Source organism: Mycobacterium sp. 1423905.2, assembly GCF_001673155.1.
In the GTDB taxonomy this organism is placed as follows: Bacteria; Actinomycetota; Actinomycetes; order Mycobacteriales; family Mycobacteriaceae; genus Mycobacterium.
Genome location: NZ_LZLE01000299.1, coordinates 48,902 through 67,261, shown reverse-complemented (window position 1 = coordinate 67,261; position 18,360 = coordinate 48,902). Strand labels below are relative to the sequence as shown.

Below are 18,360 nucleotides of genomic sequence, written 5' to 3'. Positions count from 1 at the left end.
GGCGGGGCAACCGGAAGTCCCACTTCAGCTCGGGGTGCAAGAACGGCACCACGAAACCGCCGCTGGCCGCGTCGACGTGCACCGGGACGTCCACCCCACCGCCGGCGGCCAGCTTGTCCAGGGCCGCGCAGATGTCGGCGATGGGTTCCAGCTCCCCGGTGTAGGTGGTGCCCAGGATCGCCACCACGCCGATGGTGTCCTCGTCGACGGCGTCCACCACCTGGTCGGGAGTGATGACGTAGCGGCCCTCTTCCATCGGCAGATAGCGGGGTTCGACGTCGAAGTAGCGACAGAACTTCTCCCACACCACCTGGACGTTGGAGCCCATGACCAGGTTCGGGGTGCGCCCTTTCCAGTCCTTCCCGACCTTCTCGCGCCACCGCCATTTCATCGCCAGCCCGCCGAGCATCACCGCCTCGCTGGATCCGATGGTCGACACACCCACGGCGCTGGACGGGTCGTCATCGCGCAGGTTCTCGGCGTGGAACAGGTCGGCCACCATGCACACGCAACGCTGCTCGATCGCCGCGGTGGCCGGGTATTCGTCCTTGTCGATCATGTTCTTGTCGAAGGTCTCGGCCATCAGCTTGCCGGCCTGCGGATCCATCCAGGTGGTGACGAAGGTGGCCAGGTTCAGCCGGGAGCTGCCATCGAGCATCAGCTCGTCGTGGATGAACCGGTAGGCCGCATCCGGGTCCATCGACTCCTCGGGCAACCGCAGCGCCGGCACCGGCGCGGTGAACAGGCGGCCGGTGTAGGCGGGGGCGATCGAGTGGGTGCGCATGGACGGGTGTTGCGGCATGGGCGGATCCTTTCGGTTGCGGCTACAGGGCGGCCAGGGCGGCGCGAATGTGCGGGATGATGCGCGACGCCGACGTGGGCGCGTCGCCGGGGCCGGGGTCGGCGGCCGAGAGCGCGGCGGCGCGTGCGTGCACGAACGCCGCCGCCGCGGCCGCTTCGGCCGGGGGCAGCCCGGCGGCCAGCAAGGCGCCGATCATGCCCGACAACACGTCGCCGGAACCCGCGGTCGCGGCCCAGGATTGTCCGGCCGGGCTCAGGTACACCGGACCACCGGGGTCGGCGATGACGGTGACGTTGCCCTTCAGCAGCACCGTGGCCCCGAAGGCGTCGGCGAGCTTGCGGCAGGAACCCACCCGGTCGTCGCCGGGCGGGGATCCGGCCAGGCGGGCGAATTCGCCGGCATGCGGAGTCAGCACGGTCGGGGCGGCGCGGTTGGCCACCATGTCGGGGTGGGCCGCCAGAATCGTCAACCCGTCGGCGTCGATGAGTACCGGCAGGTCGGTGTCCAGCGCGAACCACAAAGCCGCGGCACCGGTTTCGTCGGTGCCCAAGCCGGGCCCGACGACCCAGGACTGCACGCGTCCGGCGGCCGCGGGGGTGGGCGAGGCAATGACTTCGGGCCACTGGGCCAGCACTTCGCGATGCGCGCTGCCGGCGTAGCGCACCATGCCGGAGGTGGCCGCCACGGCCGCGCCGGTACACAGCACCGCCGCGCCGGGATAGGTCGACGAGCCGGCCATTACGCCGGTGACCCCCTGGCTGTACTTGTCGTCATGCGGGCCCGGGATCGGCCAGCGCGCCACCACGTCGGCGGCCTCGAAGCCGACAACGTCGGTGTGCGGCAGGTCCAGCCCGATGTCGATCAGCTTGACGCGGCCGCAGTCGGCCAGCGCGTGCACGGGCTTGAGTCCGCCGAAGGTGACGGTCAGCGCGGCCTGCACCGCCGGGCCGTCGATGGCCCCGGTGGCCGCGTCGATACCGCTGGGGATGTCGACGGCAACCACGGGAATGCCGGCGTCGCTGACGGCGCCGAACACCTCGGCCGCATCCGGCCGCAGCGGACCCGATCCGGAGATACCGACCACCCCGTCGATGACCAGATGGGTTTCCGCAGAGACGCTTTCGACGATGCGGCCGCCTGTCGCGCGGAAGGCCGCCAGTCCCTTCTGATGGGTGCGTTCGGGTTTGAGCAGGATCGCTTCGGCCGACGCGCCGCGGCGCCGCACGAACGTCGCCGCCCACAACGCGTCCCCGCCGTTGTCACCGGAGCCGACCACGGCGCACACCCGGCGCCCGGCCACCCCCCCGGCGCGGGCGGTCAGTTCCCGCATGATCTCGGTGGCCAGCCCGAACGCGGCGCGGCGCATCAACGCCCCGTCCGGCAGGCTGGCCAACAGCGGCGCTTCGGCGTCGCGGATTGCATCTACGGAGTAGTAATGCCGCATCACCGCCAGCATTCCACAGCAGTCGTTCAGGAGCCGTCCGTACATTCGCGTTCAGCGACGATTGGGAGGAACACATGGCACGGACTGACGACGACACCTGGGATCTGGCCACCAGCGTGGGCGCGACCGCAACCGGTGTCGCGGTGGGGCGCGCGCTGGCCAGCCGCGGCAGCAATCCGCTGATCAACGACCCGTTCGCCGAGCCGCTGGTGCGCGCGGTCGGCGTCGACTTCTTCACCCGCTTGGCCAGCGGCGAACTGGACCCCGCCCAGGTCGACGACCACGCCGAGTTCGGTATGGAGCGCATGCGCGACATGATGGCGGTGCGCACCCGCTTCTTCGATGAGTTCTTTCTCGACGCGGCCAACGCCGGGATCGGCCAGGCGGTGATTTTGGCGTCCGGCCTGGACGCCCGCGGCTACCGGCTGCCGTGGCCGGCCGGCACCGTCGTCTACGAGATCGACCAGCCTCAAGTGATCGAGTTCAAGACCGCGACGCTGACCGAGCTGGGCGCCCGGCCCACCGCCGAATTGCGCACTGTCGCCGTCGATCTGCGCCACGACTGGGTGGGCGCGCTGCGTTACGCCGGCTTCGACGACAGCAAGCCGTCGGCGTGGAGCGCTGAGGGCCTGTTGCCGTTCCTGCCGCCGGAGGCCCAGGATGCGCTGCTGGACAACATCACCGCGCTCAGCGCCGTCGGCAGCCGGTTGGCCACCGAGAACCTGCCCGACGCGAGCCGGTCGGTGCCGATGATGGCCGAGCGGATGCGCGAGGCCACCGAGCGCTGGCGCGCCCACGGGTTCGACGTGGAGATGACCGACCTGTGGTACGCCGGTGAGCGCAACGACGTGGTGGCATACCTCAACGATCACGGCTGGGCGGCGCAGACGACGCCGGTCGCCGATCTGCTTGCGGGGCTGGGGAGTTCGATCGACAGCCCCGAACACGACGAGGCGACGTTCGCCTCCCTCGGCTACGTCAGCGCGACGCGCCGCTAGACACCGGCCGAGGCGAAGGCCTTGTTGAGCCACTCACTCATCGCGGTGGCGAGCACCGCGCGATTCTCGCGTTTGGCGATCTCGTGTCCGTCGTCGTCGAACAGCAGGTAGCGGACGTCGTGATCCCTGGCGCGCAGCGCGTCGACGATCTGGTCGGATTCACTGACCGGGACGTTGGTGTCGTGCGCGCCGTGCACCACCAACAGCGGCGCGGTCAGCGCGTCCACCCGGCGCAGCGGCGACAGCGACTCGAGTAGCTCGCGGTCGTTGACCGGATGCCCGTATCGCGGGAACGCGGCGTCGGCGATCCACGGTTCGGTGTTGCGGTAGAACGTACACAGGTCACTCATGCCGCAGATGCTGATGCCCGCGGCCCACAATTGCGGGTGAAAGGTCAACGCCGCCAACGTCAGATAGCCGCCATAGGACCAGCCGGCGACGGCGATGCACCCGGGCCTGGCCAACTTGTTGTCGATCAGAAAGTTCGCGCAGTCGGCGACGTCGTCGATGGCGGCGAAGCGCATCTCTTTTTCGTCGGCGTGGACGAAGGTGCGTCCCAGGCCGCCGGAGCCGCGGACATTGGGCGCCAACACGGTGATGCCGTCGTTGACCAGCCGGGCGAAGATTTCGTCGTAGCCGGGGCGGGATTGGCCCTCCGGGCCGCCGTGCAGGTACACCACCGCGCCGCTGGTGCCGCTGTCGACCGGCGGTTGGAACAGCCAAGCGTTGAGTCCCAGTCCGTCGCGCGCGGTGATGGTCAGCGGCGGTGTCTTGGTGGTGAATCCGGGAACGATCGGCCCGCGGGTGGGTTCCCGGTCGATCGGCTCCCACTGCCGTGAGCGCGGGTTGACCAGTTCGACGGTGCGCGGCATGGCCGGCCCTTCGATGGTCATCGCCACCAGGGAACCGCCGGCGCTGATGGACAGTTCGCTGGCCACCAGTCCGGGCAGCGGGATCGGTTCGGTCACCGTGTAGTCGGTGTACTCGACCATCTGAAACTCGCTGCGGCCGCGGTCATTCCACAGCAGCGCGATGGTGGACAGGTCGTCGCTGACGGCGAATTCGTCGAGAGTGCAGTCCGGGCGTTCGGCCACCACGAAGTAGCTGACGCCGTCCTCGGTGACCGTGACTTCCAGCAGCCGGGCATGCTCGCAGCCGTTGTCGCTGCGGATCAGCGCCCGCACATAGCCGCGGCCGCTGCCCCCCTCGACATCGTCGACGTAGGTCTTGGCGGGGTAGTACAGCTTTGTCTGCTCACCGCTCGGGCCGTACCGCAGCCGGCGCGGATGGTGGTCGTCGAGGATCACGCCGGCGTCGGTGGTCGAGCCGGGATCATAAGGCAGCAAGGCGACTTCGGTCTGGCCGAGCAGCATGATCAGTTCCCGGTAGCAGCGCGGACCGACGCGGATCAGCGCCGCCCCGGCCCAGGCGTCGACCAGTCGGCCGCCCGAGCGGCGGTCCAGCACGGTGCATTGACCGTTGGCCGGATCGATCAAGCAGGATTGGCCCACCCCGTCCTCGCCGGTCAGGATCGCCGCTACCCGGGTGCCGTCCCAACCGATCAGCTCGGCGGTGCCGTGCTGTTCACCGTCGATGCGCCGGGCCATCCGGTCGTCGGGATCGGTCGTGACGACCCAGATCTGGCTACGGGTGGCGCCTTCCGGCCCGACCTCGCAGGCCAGCCAGTTGCCGTCGGCGGAATGGATGACGCGGGTGACCGGGCCGTCTACCGGCAGCTCGACATCCCGCGACGAGCTGGCCCGCCAGCCGCGCAAGAAGCGCTGCACGGCGCGCGGGTAGCCGTCTTCGTCGACGATGTGGGCGAACGCGGTCGCGTCAGGGGATAGCGACGCGCCGTACAGCGCGCGCACTTGTTGCCCCACGGACTCAGCCTGCCATGCTTTGCAACCACATCTCGAGCACCCCGAGCTGCCAAAGGGTGTTGCCGTCCAACGTGGTTCGCGTCTTGTTCGGCGCGGCCAGCAAGGCGTTGACGGTCTCGGGACGGTACAGGCCGCGGCTGCGGGCGGCGTCGTTGGTCAAGGCGTCGCGAACCATGTCCAGCAGCTCGCCGTGCAGGTGGCGGATGCCCGGAACCGGGAAGTAGCCCTTGGTCCGGTCGATCACCTCGGCGGGCAGCACGGCGCGTGAAGCGTCTTTGAGCACGCCCTTGCCGTTGCTGGCCAGCTTGAGGTCGGGTGGGCAGGTCGCGGCCAGCTCGACGAAGTCGTGGTCCAGGAACGGCACGCGGGCTTCCAGCCCCCACGCCATGGTCATGGTGTCGACGCGTTTGACCGGGTCGTCGACCAGCATCACCTGGGTGTCCAGCCGCAGCGCTGCGTCGACCGCGGTATCGGCGCCGGGCGCCGCGTGGTGGGCGGCGGCGAATTCGAAGCTGGCGTCCACGTCCAGGTTGTACTCCGGGGAGAAGATCTCCAGCACGTCGGTGTGACTGCGGTCGAAGAACACCTTGGCGTAGGCGTCGGTGGTCTGTTCGCGGGCCACGTTGGCCAGCGGTGGGTACCAGCCGTAGCCGGCCAGGATCTCGTCGGCGCCCTGCCCGGACTGCACCACTTTGACCGACTTGCTGACCTCTTCGGAAAGCAGGTAGAAGGCCACACAGTCGTGGCTGACCATCGGCTCGCTCATCGCGGCAATGGTTTTCGGGACCGCCGGCACCAGCCGGGAGGAGTCGATGTGGATCTTGTGATGGTCGGTGTCGAAGGTCTTGGCGATCAGGTCGGAGTAGAAATACTCGTCACCGGATTCACCGCCGGCCGAATCGAATCCGATGCTGAACGTCGCCAGACCGTGCTGGCCTTGCTCGGCCAGCAGCGCCACCACGACCGAGGAGTCGATGCCGCCGGACAGCAGGACGCCGACGGGCACGTCGGCCACCATGCGTCGAGCGACCGCAGCGCGCAGCGAGTCCATCAGGGCGCTCTCCCAGTCGCGCACCGACCAGTCCGCCCGGGCGGGGTCGCGGCAGAATTCCGGCCGCCAATACACGGTGTCGGTCTGTTTGCCGTCGGGCTCGATCACCCGGACGGTGGCCGGGGGCAGCTTGCGGATGCCGCGGTAGATCGTGCGGGGGGCGGGCACCACGGCGTGGAAGCTCATGTAGTGGTGCAGGGCGTGGCGGTCCAGTTCAGTGTCCACGTCACCGGCGTTGAGCAGGGCGCGCACGTTGGAGGCGAACCGCAGCCGGCCGGGCGTCTCCGCCAGATACAGCGGCTTGATGCCCAGCCGGTCGCGGGCCAGCGTCACCACACCGGTGTCCTGGTCGACGATCGCAAACGCGAACATGCCCTTGAAACGGTCGACGCAGCGAACGCCCCACTTATGGAAGGCCTTGAGGACGACTTCACTGTCGGCGGTCGAGAAGAAGCGGTATCCGGCGCCCTGCAGTTCCTTGCGCAGCTCTTGGTAGTTGTAGATGCAGCCGTTGAACACCAGGGTCAGCGCCAGGTCGCTGTCGACCATGGGCTGCGAGCCGCGGGTCGACAGATCGATGATGGACAGCCGGCGATGCCCGAAAGCCACGCGGCCGTGCGCGACCAGGCCTTGCCCGTCGGGACCGCGGGAGGTCATGGCGCCGGTCATTCGGCTGACCGCGCCCACATCGGCCGGCTGGCCGTCCCAGCGGATCTCACCGCAGATTCCGCACATGTCTCCTGCTTCCGTTGCTTCGCTTAGTTGATCTTGGCTGCTGGCGACAGCGACGTCCAAGTGGCCCGATTACCCCTACCGCAGGTGCGGTGAACAGTTCGTGATCGACGACTCGCGTGCCGCGTCGGCGCGGCTCGGCTCACATGAATCCATTCTCCCACGTTATGGGCCGCGATTTACGATCGCGTTACGCGAGCTAGGCCTACCTCGGCTACTTTTCCGGGGCCAGATGACGCCACCAACAGGTGATGTAGATCAGCATCGAGAGCACCAGGACGACGATCACCCAGAGCACCACGCGCACGTCGATCCACGAGCCGAACGGCGGCGCGTTGGGCAAGGCGTTGCGCAGCGGCACCACCGCGAAGAGCATCGCCGCGTACCAAGTGGTCATCGGCGGCTGGAACTTGCGTTTGTCCCGGGCCGTCTGCACGGCAACGAACAGACCGACCCCGGCCAGCGCGATGAGCACTCCGAGGATGACCACGGCGAACGCCACGGTGCCCGCCGAGCGCCGCAACTGGACCCGGTAGGGCGCCAGTCCGTCGGATTTGTTGGGGGCCGGGACGGTGATCTGCCATCCGGCGAGCCGGTCGACGAAGGTCACCGCGGCCCGTTCGGGTACCTGGTCGGCGCCGCGGAAGAGTTCGACGGTGATGGGGCCGGAAACGTAGTGGTCGAACGGCCAATTGGCCACGTCGCCGCTGAGCGTGAGCGGGACCGGGAATGTGCCGGGCAGCATGTCCTTGGCCCAGTTGCGCTTGGTGGGGGTGGCCGTCGAGGTGACCACCACGCTCAATTCTTCGGTCAGGCCGTGGGTGCGTGGGTCCAGCAGCGCCGGTCCTGGCGAGATAGCCAGGTTGGTGAGCAGCACCGTGTTGCTCTGCGCGACGTCTTGCAGGTCGATGGTCACGGTGGTCCCGTCGGACGTCGGCTGCCCTTGAGTCAGGTCATGCGGGCCCTTACCGGCGCTGCCGTACAAGGACGTGGACGCGACGTAGGCCACGATGAACAGCAGCAGGCCGGCGATGCCCACCCTCACGGTTGCCCCTCGGGTTTGAGATGTCGCCACCAGCAGGACACGTACAGCGTCATGGACAACACCAGCACCACGATCACCCAGAGCACGACCGTGACATCGATCCAGGCCCCGAACGGGGGCGAATCGGGCAGCGCGTTGCGCAGTGGTACCACCGCGAACAGCATCGCCGCGAACCAGGTCGTCATCGGCGGCTGGAATTTCCGTCGGTCGCGCGCGGTCTGGACGGCGACGAACAGGCCCAGGCCGGCCAGTGCGACCAGAACCCCGAGCAGGACGATGGCCAACGCGATGGTGCTCGGCGACCGATGCACCTGGGCCCGGTACGGCGTCAAGATATCGCCGTTCTTGCCGCCCAGCACGTCGAGCTTCCAACCGGGTAGCCGGTCGACGAACCCCACCGACGCCCGTTCCGGTACCTGCGGGGCGCCCCGGAACAGGTCGACCGAAACCGGCTTGGAGCTGTAGCTGTCGAAGGGCCAATCCGACACGTCGCCGGTGATGTTCAGCGACACCGGGAAGGCCCCGGGCTGGGTGCCCTTCGGCCAGGACCGGCTGGTCGGTGTGGTCGCGGAGGTGACGGCGACGGTGAGGTCTTCGGTGAGATTGCCGGTTCGCGGATCCAGCAGCGCAGGTCCGGGCGTCACGGTGAGGTCGGCGACAAGCGCGTTGCGATACGGCTGGATGCCGACGACGTCCAGAGTGACCGTGGTCCCGTCACTGGCCGGCGCGGCTTGGGTGAGGGGGTGGGACGGTCCCATGCCGGCCAGCGCGTACAGCGCGACCAGGCTGACGTACGCCGCGACGAAGGCCGCGACACTGGCGATCCCCCATCTCATCAGCGGTCGGGCTACTCGACGGTGACGGACTTGGCCAGGTTGCGCGGCTTGTCGACGTCGTAGCCGCGGGCCTGCGCGACCGCCGCGGCGAAGACCTGCAGCGGGATCGTCGACAGCAACGGCTGCAAAAGCGTTGACACGGCCGGGATTTCGATCAGGTGATCGGCGTAGGGCCGTACCGTGTCGTCACCCTCTTCGGCGATCACGATGGTCACCGCGCCGCGGGTCTGGATTTCGCGGATGTTGGACAGCAGCTTGGCGTGCAAAGTGGCTTGCCCTTTGGGTGAGGGCATGACGACGATCACCGGCAGGTCGTCCTCGATCAGCGCGATCGGGCCGTGCTTGAGCTCGCCGGCCGCGAAGCCCTCGGCGTGCATGTAAGCCAGTTCCTTGAGTTTCAGGGCGCCTTCCAAGGCGACCGGGTAGCCGACGTGGCGGCCCAGGAACAGCACGGTCGAGGACTGCGCGAAGCGGTAGGCCAGCGCGGCCACCGGGTCGGTGGCGGCGATCACCCGGGCCACCAGCTCGGGCATCGCTTCCAGCTCGTGGTATTCGCGTTCCACCTCATCGGGGTACTTGGTGCCACGGGCTTGGGCCAGGGCCAGGCCGACGAGGTAGTTGGCGGTGATCTGCGCCAAGAAGGTCTTGGTCGAGGCCACGCCGATCTCCGGGCCGGCGCGGGTGTAGAGCACCGCGTCGCATTCCCGCGGGATCTGCGAGCCGTTGGTGTTGCAGATGGCCAGCACTTTGGCTTTTTGCTCCTTGGCGTGCCGGACCGCTTCCAGGGTGTCGGCGGTTTCGCCCGATTGGGAGATGGCCACCACCAGCGTGCTGCGGTCCAGGACCGGGTCGCGGTAGCGGAACTCGCTGGCCAGTTCCACTTCCACCGGCAGCCGCGTCCAGTGCTCGATCGCGTACTTGGCGAGCAGGCCGGAGTGGTAGGCCGTGCCGCACGCCACGACGAAGACCTTGTCGACCTCACGTAGTTCCTGATCGGAGAGCCGCTGTTCGTCCAGGACGATGCGGCCACCGACGAAGTGCCCGAGCAGGGTGTCGGCCACCGCGGCGGGCTGCTCGGCGATCTCCTTGAGCATGAAGTACTCGTAGCCGCCCTTTTCCGCGGCGGCCAGGTCCCAGTCGATGTAGAACTCGCGGGCGTTCGCGGCGTCGTCGTTGCCGAAGAAGTCGCTGATGCGGTAGCCGGCCGCGGTGATCACCACGGCCTGGTCCTGGCCGAGTTCCACGGCCTGGCGGGTGTGTTCGATGAAGGCGGCGACATCGGAGCCGATGAACATCTCGCCGTCACCGACGCCGACCACCAGCGGCGTGGAGCGGCGGGCGGCGATGATAGTGCCGGGATCGTCGGCGTTGGCGAAGACCAGCGTGAAGTGGCCTTCCAGCCGGCGCAGCACGGCCAGCACGGATGCGACGAAGTCACCCGCGGTGTCGCCGTGGTGGTAGGCGCGCGCCACCAGGTGCACGGCGACCTCGGTGTCGGTGTCGCTGGCGAACTCGACGCCGGCGGTCTCCAACTCGTGGCGCAAGGTGGCGTAGTTCTCGATGATGCCGTTGTGGACGACGGCGATCTTGCCGGCCGCATCGCGGTGTGGGTGGGCGTTGCGGTCGGTGGGGCGGCCATGGGTGGCCCACCGGGTGTGGCCCAGTCCGGTGGTACCGGCCAGGGCGTCCGGCACCATTTCACCGACGGCGTCCTCGAGGTTGGCCAGCCGCCCGGCGCGGCGCCGCACCGTGAGCTTGCCGTGGCCGTCGACCAACGCGAAGCCCGAGGAGTCGTAACCGCGGTACTCCATCCGACGCAGTGCGTTCATCACGATGTCGCAGGCAGGACGATGCCCCACGTATCCGACGATTCCGCACATAGGTGACCAGGGTAGTGCAGGCGGGGATTTAACACCTGGACCGACGGTAACGTTTAGCTGCCCACCCGCGCGAAAGGCTCCCGTTGTCCTACCCGTATCAGCAGCCCGCTGGTTATCCGAACCAGGCGGTCTACCACCTGAGGTTGATCGAACACATCGGCGCGGTGATCTTCTTCAGTCAGCGCAGCTACACCTACACCGGGACGCTGGAGCAGTGCGAAGGGGCGTACCGCCGCGCGCAGACTCACAATCTGGCCGCCGGCTGGTGGAGCCTGGCCTCGGTGCTGTTGTTGAACTGGATTGCGTTGTTCTCCAATCACAGCGCCATCCGCAAGGTGCGCGCCCTGGCTCAGCAGCCCCACTCTCTGGCGCCGGTGACCGCGCCTCTTGCCGCTCAGGCGACCCCGGCGGGCTGGTATCCCGACCCGTCCGGACAGCCGGTACAGCGATACTGGGATGGCGGGACCTGGACACACTGGACCCATCCACCGAGTCACCGCTAACGTCGACGGGTGCCTCGCACCCGCAAGCTCGTCGCCGCCCTCACTCGTCGTGGTCCGCACCGGGTTTTGCGCGGTGACCTGGCCTTTGCCGGTCTGCCTGGCGTGGTGTACACGCCCGAAGCCGGCCTCAATCTGCCCGCCATCGCGTTCGGCCATGACTGGCTGACACCGGCCGCGCGTTACGCGGGTCTGATGGAGCATTTGGCGTCGTGGGGAATCGTGGTCGGGGCGCCCGACACCCAGCGCGGGCTGGCGCCGTCGGTGCTCAACCTGGCCTTCGACATGGGCGTCGCGCTGGACATCGTGGCCGGCGTTCGGTTGGGGCCGGGGGAAATCAGCGTGCACCCGGCCAAGCTCGGGTTGGTGGGCCACGGCTTCGGCGGTTCGGCCGCGGTGTTCGCCGCGGCGGGGCTGTCCGACAAGCCGGCGGCGGCAGCGGCGATCTTCCCGACGGCGACCACTCCCCCACCACAGCAACCGGCCGCGACGCTGCAGGTGCCCGGTCTGGTATTCAGTGCACCCGGCGACCCGCTGGCGCTGAACTCCAACGCCTATGCGCTGTCGCGGGTGTGGGAGTCGGCCATCTTGCGCATCGTGAGCAAGGCCGAGTCCGGCGGTCTGGCCGAGGGTCGGCGGTTGGCGCGCGTGGTCGGCCTGCCCGGTCCGGACCGCAAGACGCAGCGCGCGGTGCGCGCGCTGCTGACCGGGTTTTTGTTGCACACGCTCACCGGCGACAAGACCTATCGCGAATTCGCCGATCCGGACGCGCAGTTGCCGCGCACCGATGCCATCGATCCCGAGGTGATGGCTGTGACGCCGGAAGAGAAGATCGTCGCGCTGCTTAAGTAGAGCCATGCCGCACTTCACCGAGTTGTACGAGCGCTGGATCAACGAACTGTGGGCCGGGCGGCCGATCGCCGCGGAGATCGTCACCGAGGATTTCGTCGGGCATTGGCCCAATCGGGACGTGCACGGCCCCGCGGAGCTGCAGCAAATCGTCGACGAGACGCGAAACATGATGTCCGATTTGGCGTTTCGGATTGAGGTCGGCCCGTTCGGGGACGGCGATCTGGTCGCGGGCCGCTGGGTCGGCACCGGTCGCGGGCCTGAGGGGCCGGTTTCGTTCACCGGCAACGACATTCTGCGGTTGGCCAGTGACGGCCGGCGGTTCGCCGAGTACTGGACCGGCACGTCGGCGGGCTGAGCATGCGGATCGGCATCGGACTGGACTACTCCGGCGGCTTTCACGAGGCGGTCGAGCGCGTCGCGGAATTGGAGAAGGCCGGCGTCGACATCGCCGTGGTGGCCGAAGCGTATGCCTTCGACGCCATCAGCCAGCTGGGCTATCTGGCTGCCCGGACCACCTCGGTCGAACTGGCATCCGGGGTGTTGCCGATCTACATCCGCACGCCGTCGCTGTTGGCCATGACCGCCGCCGGCCTGGACTACGTCTCGGGCGGCCGCTTCCACCTCGGCATCGGCACTTCCGGCCCGCAGGTGGTCGAGGGCTTCCACGGGGTGGAGTTCGACGCGCCGTTGGGTCGCACGCGCGAAATCGTGGACATCTGCCGGCAGGTGTGGCGGCGCGAACGGGTCAACTACCCCGGCAAGCACTACCAGATCCCGTTGCCCGCCGACCGCGGCACCGGCCTGGGGAAGTCGCTGCAGCTCATCAATCACCCCGTGCGCGAACGCATTCCGATATCCATCGCCGCGCTCGGTCCGCGCAACGTCGAGCTCACCGCCGAGATCGCCGAAGGCTGGCAGCCGGCGTTCTTCTATCCGGAGAAAGCCGGCTCGGTGTGGGGTGACGCGCTGGCGGCCGGTGCGGCCAACCGCGATCCCGGCCTGGGCCCGCTGGATGTGATGGTGGGGACGTCGTTGGCCATCGGTGACCACGTCGAGGACCGGCTGGCCTTGGTCAAGCCGCAGCTGGCCCTTTACCTCGGCGGCATGGGCGCCAAGGGGCGCAACTTCTACCACCGCCTGGCCACCCGGTATGGATACGGCGAGGTGGCCGACCGCATCCAAGAGTTGTACCTGGCCGGCCGCAAGCGCGAAGCCATCGAGTCGGTGCCCGATGAATTGGTCCGCGGCATCTCGCTGATCGGTCCGCGCGGGTTCATCGCCGAACGGCTGGAGGTCTTCGCCGCCGCCGGCGTGACCACGCTGCTGGTACGTCCGGTGACCGCCGAACCCCGTGAAGCCGTCCGCTTCGTCGAGGACCTGCTCGATATGCGGCCATCCTGATTCTCACCGTCCCGCCTGCGGCAACTCGTCGGCCGCGATCTCGCACGGCGTCTTGCCGCCCGGTGCCGGGGGCACGGGAGTCGGCGGCGCGGCCGCCGGTTGCGGTGCGGTGACCTGCGGCGGTTCCGTGCCCGGTTGCGGCTGGCTTTCCGGGACGGCTTCGGCCACTGGTGCCATCGCCGCGTCCTGGCCCCTGATCTGTTCAGCCGGCTGCGGCTCATCGGCCTTGCCGGGCTCTTTCTTCGCGTCGGCCTTCTCGTGCTTATCGGCCGCGACGCGATCGTCGTCGTCCTCCGCGTCCTCTCCGAACGGGTCGCCCTCGTCGTCGAACCCGTCCGGCGATCCCAGCGCATCGCCCAGGGCGGAAACGATTCGGCTAGCCATGCCACCCAGCCCGCCTAGGCCACCGTCACCGGACGGCATGCCGCCGGAGGCGCCGCCCCACGACGCGCCGGAATCCGGCACCGGCTGCGCGCCGGGCGGGTTCGCCGGCGCCGCCGGTGCGGTCACCGGCGGAGCTCCGGCCGAACTCGGGTGCGCTGCTAATTGCGTTGCTGCCGTCGGGATTTCGGCACGGCTGAATCCGGTATCCGGCGCGGGCGCACGGGGCGGCGCGAGCCATCCTGGCGGGTCCGCCGGCCCGAGGTCGCCGGGTATGTCGAAGACTGGGCGCGCCGCGGCGGCCATTCGATCGGTGACCATGTCGTAGGAGGCCTGTACGCCCGTGCGCGCCGACTGCAGGACACCGCGCCACTCGGTGGCCAGGTCGTTGTCGACGTACGGCACCACTTGGCGGCGCACCACCTCTTCGGCCGTCGACCGGTCACTCGCACCGGACGTCACGGTTGCGGCCGCGGCCAACCACGTCGGCCGATGCGCCAGGGTGCGGTCGTCGATGGCGATAGTGGTGCCGACCTTCGCGTCGACCAGTTGCCACAGGTTGTCGCGCAACGACTCTGACCGTTGGGCAGCCGCGCGCAGTTCGGCGGCCATCGCCGTCCCGGTGTCGCAATGTCGCTCGAGGAACCGCACCGCGTTGTCGGCGGCGGGTCCCGTCCACGCCGTTGCCAGAGCGGCGAGTTGGGCGCGCTCGACCTGTAACGCCTCACCGACCGCGGCGCCGGCCGCCCTCAGTTGCGCGCAGTCGCCGTCGAGGACGTGCAGGTCGAGTCCGTCTTCACTGTCGTAGGCGTCGCGAAGCCGGGCGTTGAGGTCCGCAGGGTCGTATCCCACGGCCTGACAGGCCCGAATGTAGGTCTCGGCGTGATCGAGCGCCGGGCGACCTTCCGCGAGCCGTCCGGCGACGTCTAACCGGTCGGCCACGGTCAGGCGATCCGCGCCGCGGCGTAGCGGTCGGCGGCGACGTAGCGGTCGGCGGCCGACCGCAACGCGACCGCGATCTCGGTCGCCGCGCGCGCCCACTGGGACAGTTCGGCACCGAGCCGGTCCAGCGCCATGCGCAGCGCGTCACCGCGCGCCGCGTGCGCCCGACCGGCGTGGGCCGCGCCGAAACCGAGTCCGGCCAGGTGTTTGCTTACCGCTCCGTGGATCAACTCGGCGGCGTCGTCGATCCGTGCGGCCACCGTGTAGACGGCGGCGACGTCGATGCTGGCCGAGTTGTCTGCGTTATCGAGTCTCATACCAGGTTCGACGCCGAGTGCGGCGCCGCGGTTCCAGACTCTTAGCGCGCGGCGCTCACCGCGTCGGCGACTGTGGCGGCCAACCGCTGCGCGACGTCCTCCTCCGCGGCCTCCACCATCACCCGGATTACCGGCTCAGTGCCGGAGGGGCGCAACAGAATTCGGCCGGTGTCACCCAGCTCCGCCTCGGCCTGGCCGACCGCGGTCTGAACCGAGGGCGCGGCGGCGGCGGTGGCTTTGTCGGCGACCTCGACATTGATCAGCACCTGCGGCAGCGTCTGCATGGGCGCGGCCAGGTCAGCCAGCGACGATCCGGTCTGCACCATGCGGGTCATGAGCCGCAGCCCGGTGACGATGCCGTCGCCGGTGGAACCCCACGCCGGCATCACAATGTGGCCGGATTGTTCACCGCCCAGGCTGTAGTCGCCGGCGCGCAACTCTTCGAGGACGTAGCGGTCGCCGACGCCGGTGGTGCGCACCGAGATTCCGGAGGCGCGCATGGCCAGGTGCAGGCCGAGGTTGCTCATCACCGTGGTGACCAGCGTGCTGGAGGTCAGTTCGCCGGCCTGCTGCATGGCCAGCGCGAGCACCACCATGATGGCGTCGCCGTCGACCAGGTCGCCGTTGGCGTCGATGGCCAGGCACCGGTCGGCGTCCCCGTCGTGGGCCAGTCCGAGGTCGGCGCCGTACGCGATGACGGCGGCGCGAAGCGGGTCCAGGTGAGTCGATCCGCAGCCGTCGTTGATGTTCAGCCCGTTGGGTTCGGCGTTGATGGCGATGACGCGGGCGCCGGCCGCGCGGTAGGCGCGCGGCGCGACCGAGGATGCTGCGCCGTGGGCGCAGTCGACGACGACGGTCAGTCCGTCCAGCCGGTTGGTGCTGGCCTTGCTCACGTGGCGCAGATAGCGGTCGGCCGCATCCTCGGCGTCGACGACGCGTCCGATCCGGTCCCCGACCGGGCGCAGACCGGGTCCGGCGGCGACCAGGTTCTCGATCTCGTCCTCGGTGTCGTCGTCCAGCTTGTGGCCGCCGGGCCCGAAGATCTTGATGCCGTTATCGGGCATCGGGTTGTGCGACGCGGAGATCATCACCCCGAAGTCGGCGTCGTAGGCGCCGGTCAGGTAGGCCACCGCGGGCGTGGGCAGCACCCCGACCCGCAGCGCGTCGACCCCTTCACTGGTCAGGCCGGCGATCACCGCGGCTTCCAGCATTTCGCCGCTGGCCCGGGGGTCGCGGCCGACGACGGCGACCCGTCGGCCGTGCTTGGCCGCACCGGCCAGGTGCCGCGCCGCGGCGGCGCCGAGCGCCAGGGCCAACTCGGCGGTCAACTCGCGGTTGGCGACCCCACGGACGCCGTCGGTGCCGAACAGTCGACCCATACGGACAAACCTTTCACAGTTGACAGCCGTGCACATACCCACTTTTGGCCGCGAGCGTCCCTATCGGTCGGTCGACACGCCGACGAAGGCGCGCAAAATGCCCGCTCGCGGCCAAAATGTGAGCGCTGATCAGCGCTTGCTGTACTGAGGCGCCTTGCGCGCCTTCTTCAGGCCGTACTTCTTGCGCTCGGTGGAGCGCGGGTCGCGGGTGAGGAAGCCGGCCTTCTTCAGCGCGGGCCGGTCCTCCGGCGAAGCGATGATCAGCGCCCGGGCGATGCCCAGACGCAGCGCCCCGGCCTGGCCCGACGGACCGCCGCCGTGCAGCAGGGCGAAGACGTCGTAGTTCTCGGTGCGCTCGACGGTGACCAGCGGGGCCTTGATCAGCTGCTGGTGCACCTTGTTCGGGAAGTAGTCCTCCAGGCTGCGGCCGTTGAGGTCGAACTTGCCGGTGCCGGGCACTAGGCGCACCCGTACCACGGCCTCCTTGCGGCGGCCGACGGTTTGGATCGGGCGTTCGAACACGAACGATTCACTGGGGGCGGCCAGCTGGCCCTCGTCCTCGGTAACCTGGGTCGTCTCGGTGCTGGTCATTGCGCCACCTGCTTGATTTCGAATGGAACCGGCTGCTGGGCGGTGTGGGGGTGCTCCGGGCCGGCGTACACGCGCAGCTTCTTCTGGATCTGACGGCTCAGCTTGTTCTTCGGCAGCATCCCGACGATGGCCTTCTCCACCACCCGGTCGGGGTGCTTTTCCATCAGCTCGCCGATGGTGCGCTTACGCAGGCCGCCGGGGTAGCCCGAGTGGCGGTAAGCCATCTTGTTCTGCAGTTTGTCGCCGCCGATGGCGACCTTGTCGGCGTTGATGACGATGACGAAGTCACCACCGTCGACATTGGGGGCGAACGTCGGCTTGTGCTTACCGCGCAGCAGGGTGGCTGCTGCTACGGCAAGGCGGCCAAGCACCACGTCCGTGGCGTCGATGACGTACCACGACCGCGTGGTGTCACCCGCCTTGGGCGCATATGTGGGCACAGCGCTTACCTTCTACTCTCTCTCGGGCGGACCCCGGTACCAGCCGGGTGCCGGTCAGGCGTGGACGGCGGGGATGGTCTCGGCGACCGACATTGACCCGAGGCCCCAGCTTCCCGTACGCCAACCGAGCAGCTTACCGACGCCCGTCCCCGCAGGTCAAAACGACTGTGTGGTCCCGGCGGCTCTCCTCCGCCGGGACCACACAGAGCAGGTGGGGACGGTTATCGCGCCCAGGCGCCGGCCGCGCGGCGGTCCGCGCCCGCGACTTCCTCGGCGCCGTCGCGCACCGCGTTGCCCAGTTGGACCAGGATGTCGTTGAGCGCCGTCGCGGTCTGGTGCCACTTGAGCTGCTCTGCCTGATAGGCGGCCGCGGCTTCGCGGGTCCACAAGTGCTGCAGCGGCGCGATCTGTGACCTCAGCTCCTCCAGCGCTGCATTCATGCGCGCCGAGGTGGTGTGGATGTCTTGGCGCACCGAGTGTTCGATGGCCTCAAAGTTGTACGACAGCACTGGGTCCACGGGCGATCCTTCCCGCTCAGAGGTGTCCGCCGGCGGCGGCGATGTGGTGGGCGTGAGTTTCACCGGCTTCACGCAGCACAGCCTCGTTGTTCCGGATGGTGGCGCCGATCTCCGCCAGGACGTGATAGAGCCTGGTCGACTCCGCGTTCCAGCGGTCCACCACGTCTTTGAAGCGTGCCGCGGCAAGTCCACCCCACATGGACGATGGGACACCGCTCATCCGGCCGATGAACGCGTGCAGCATCACCCGGATCTCTTCGTTGCGGGCGTCGGTCGTGGCGGCGACCGACCGCATCAGGTCGAAGTCGGTGTGCAGCGTGCTCATACCTGGTTCGACGGCGCGTCGACGCATTCGGTTCCGCTCGATA

Annotated in this window: 19 protein-coding genes; 5 read left to right on the top strand and 14 right to left on the bottom strand. The window is 68.8% G+C overall.

Annotated features, from left to right (window positions below):
• Nucleotides 1-802, bottom strand: an 802-nt coding sequence (locus A9W95_RS19840; protein WP_067416621.1) for a glutamate decarboxylase, incomplete at its 3' end; no start/stop codon positions are given.
• Nucleotides 803-824: 22 nt separating this feature from the next.
• Nucleotides 825-2,246, bottom strand: coding sequence for a bifunctional ADP-dependent NAD(P)H-hydrate dehydratase/NAD(P)H-hydrate epimerase (locus tag A9W95_RS19835; RefSeq protein ID WP_067416638.1), 1,422 nt, complete (start codon nt 2,244-2,246; stop codon nt 825-827).
• A gap of 74 nt (nt 2,247-2,320) precedes the next feature.
• On the opposite strand from A9W95_RS19835, the gene A9W95_RS19830 reads away from it, so the two are divergent.
• Nucleotides 2,321-3,244 carry a class I SAM-dependent methyltransferase gene (locus A9W95_RS19830; protein WP_067416618.1) on the top strand — a complete coding sequence of 308 codons (924 nt, stop codon included), beginning with the start codon at nt 2,321-2,323 and terminating at the stop codon, nt 3,242-3,244.
• Here the strand turns inward: A9W95_RS19830 and A9W95_RS19825 are convergent.
• The 5 genes from A9W95_RS19825 to glmS all read right to left on the bottom strand — a co-directional run bounded on the left by A9W95_RS19825 (nt 3,241) and on the right by glmS (nt 10,671).
• Nucleotides 3,241-5,127, bottom strand: a complete 1,887-nt coding sequence (locus A9W95_RS19825; protein ID WP_067416614.1) for a S9 family peptidase — start codon at nt 5,125-5,127, stop codon at nt 3,241-3,243. The two genes, A9W95_RS19830 and A9W95_RS19825, sit on opposite strands and share 4 nt — an antisense overlap.
• A gap of 4 nt (nt 5,128-5,131) precedes the next feature.
• Entirely contained in the window at nt 5,132-6,913 is a 1,782-nt protein-coding gene (locus A9W95_RS19820; protein ID WP_067416611.1) for an N-acetylglutaminylglutamine amidotransferase, read from the bottom strand.
• A 211-nt stretch (nt 6,914-7,124) separates the two neighbouring features.
• On the bottom strand, nt 7,125-7,985 hold the full coding sequence (locus A9W95_RS19815; RefSeq protein WP_371328098.1) for a DUF4436 domain-containing protein: 861 nt from the start codon (nt 7,983-7,985) through the stop codon (nt 7,125-7,127).
• Nucleotides 7,952-8,791 (bottom strand): DUF4436 domain-containing protein, encoded by an 840-nt coding sequence (locus A9W95_RS19810; RefSeq protein ID WP_067416605.1) that lies wholly within the window; start codon nt 8,789-8,791, stop codon nt 7,952-7,954. The genes A9W95_RS19815 and A9W95_RS19810 overlap by 34 nt, the downstream gene beginning before the upstream one ends.
• Before the next feature lie 11 nt (nt 8,792-8,802).
• Nucleotides 8,803-10,671 carry a glutamine--fructose-6-phosphate transaminase (isomerizing) gene (glmS, locus tag A9W95_RS19805; protein ID WP_067416602.1) on the bottom strand — a complete coding sequence of 623 codons (1,869 nt, stop codon included), beginning with the start codon at nt 10,669-10,671 and terminating at the stop codon, nt 8,803-8,805.
• Between the two features lie 83 nt (nt 10,672-10,754).
• Between glmS and A9W95_RS28075 the strand changes: the two genes are divergently transcribed.
• Genes A9W95_RS28075 through A9W95_RS19785 form a run of 4 tightly spaced genes read left to right on the top strand, consistent with a single transcriptional unit; the run spans nt 10,755 to nt 13,424 of the window.
• The gene (locus A9W95_RS28075; RefSeq protein WP_067416600.1) at nt 10,755-11,174 is read left to right on the top strand and encodes a DUF2510 domain-containing protein; all 420 of its coding nucleotides are present in this window, start codon (nt 10,755-10,757) and stop codon (nt 11,172-11,174) included.
• A gap of 9 nt (nt 11,175-11,183) precedes the next feature.
• Entirely contained in the window at nt 11,184-12,023 is an 840-nt protein-coding gene (locus tag A9W95_RS19795) for a dienelactone hydrolase family protein (RefSeq protein WP_067416597.1), read from the top strand.
• Between the two features lie 4 nt (nt 12,024-12,027).
• Entirely contained in the window at nt 12,028-12,378 is a 351-nt protein-coding gene (locus A9W95_RS19790; protein WP_067416594.1) for a nuclear transport factor 2 family protein, read from the top strand.
• Between the two features lie 2 nt (nt 12,379-12,380).
• Nucleotides 12,381-13,424, top strand: coding sequence for an LLM class F420-dependent oxidoreductase (locus A9W95_RS19785; RefSeq protein ID WP_067416591.1), 1,044 nt, complete (start codon nt 12,381-12,383; stop codon nt 13,422-13,424).
• Between the two features lie 3 nt (nt 13,425-13,427).
• Here A9W95_RS19785 and A9W95_RS19780 read toward each other — a convergent pair whose 3' ends face one another.
• The 7 genes from A9W95_RS19780 to A9W95_RS19750 all read right to left on the bottom strand — a co-directional run bounded on the left by A9W95_RS19780 (nt 13,428) and on the right by A9W95_RS19750 (nt 18,317).
• Complete coding sequence (locus tag A9W95_RS19780; protein ID WP_067416588.1) at nt 13,428-14,747, bottom strand: hypothetical protein; 1,320 nt, start codon at nt 14,745-14,747, stop codon at nt 13,428-13,430.
• A gap of 2 nt (nt 14,748-14,749) precedes the next feature.
• Entirely contained in the window at nt 14,750-15,064 is a 315-nt protein-coding gene (locus tag A9W95_RS19775) for a type VII secretion target (RefSeq protein ID WP_067416585.1), read from the bottom strand.
• Nucleotides 15,065-15,105: 41 nt separating this feature from the next.
• Nucleotides 15,106-16,443, bottom strand: coding sequence for a phosphoglucosamine mutase (gene glmM / locus A9W95_RS19770; RefSeq protein ID WP_067416582.1), 1,338 nt, complete (start codon nt 16,441-16,443; stop codon nt 15,106-15,108).
• 129 nt (nt 16,444-16,572) lie between these two features.
• The gene (gene rpsI, locus A9W95_RS19765; RefSeq protein WP_082983210.1) at nt 16,573-17,034 is read right to left on the bottom strand and encodes a 30S ribosomal protein S9; all 462 of its coding nucleotides are present in this window, start codon (nt 17,032-17,034) and stop codon (nt 16,573-16,575) included.
• The gene (gene rplM, locus A9W95_RS19760; RefSeq protein WP_067416579.1) at nt 17,031-17,474 is read right to left on the bottom strand and encodes a 50S ribosomal protein L13; all 444 of its coding nucleotides are present in this window, start codon (nt 17,472-17,474) and stop codon (nt 17,031-17,033) included. Before rplM ends, rpsI begins: the two co-directional genes overlap by 4 nt.
• Before the next feature lie 221 nt (nt 17,475-17,695).
• Complete coding sequence (locus A9W95_RS19755) at nt 17,696-17,992, bottom strand: WXG100 family type VII secretion target (protein WP_067416576.1); 297 nt, start codon at nt 17,990-17,992, stop codon at nt 17,696-17,698.
• A gap of 16 nt (nt 17,993-18,008) precedes the next feature.
• Entirely contained in the window at nt 18,009-18,317 is a 309-nt protein-coding gene (locus A9W95_RS19750; protein WP_082983209.1) for a WXG100 family type VII secretion target, read from the bottom strand.
• Nucleotides 18,318-18,360: the final 43 nt, after the last annotated feature.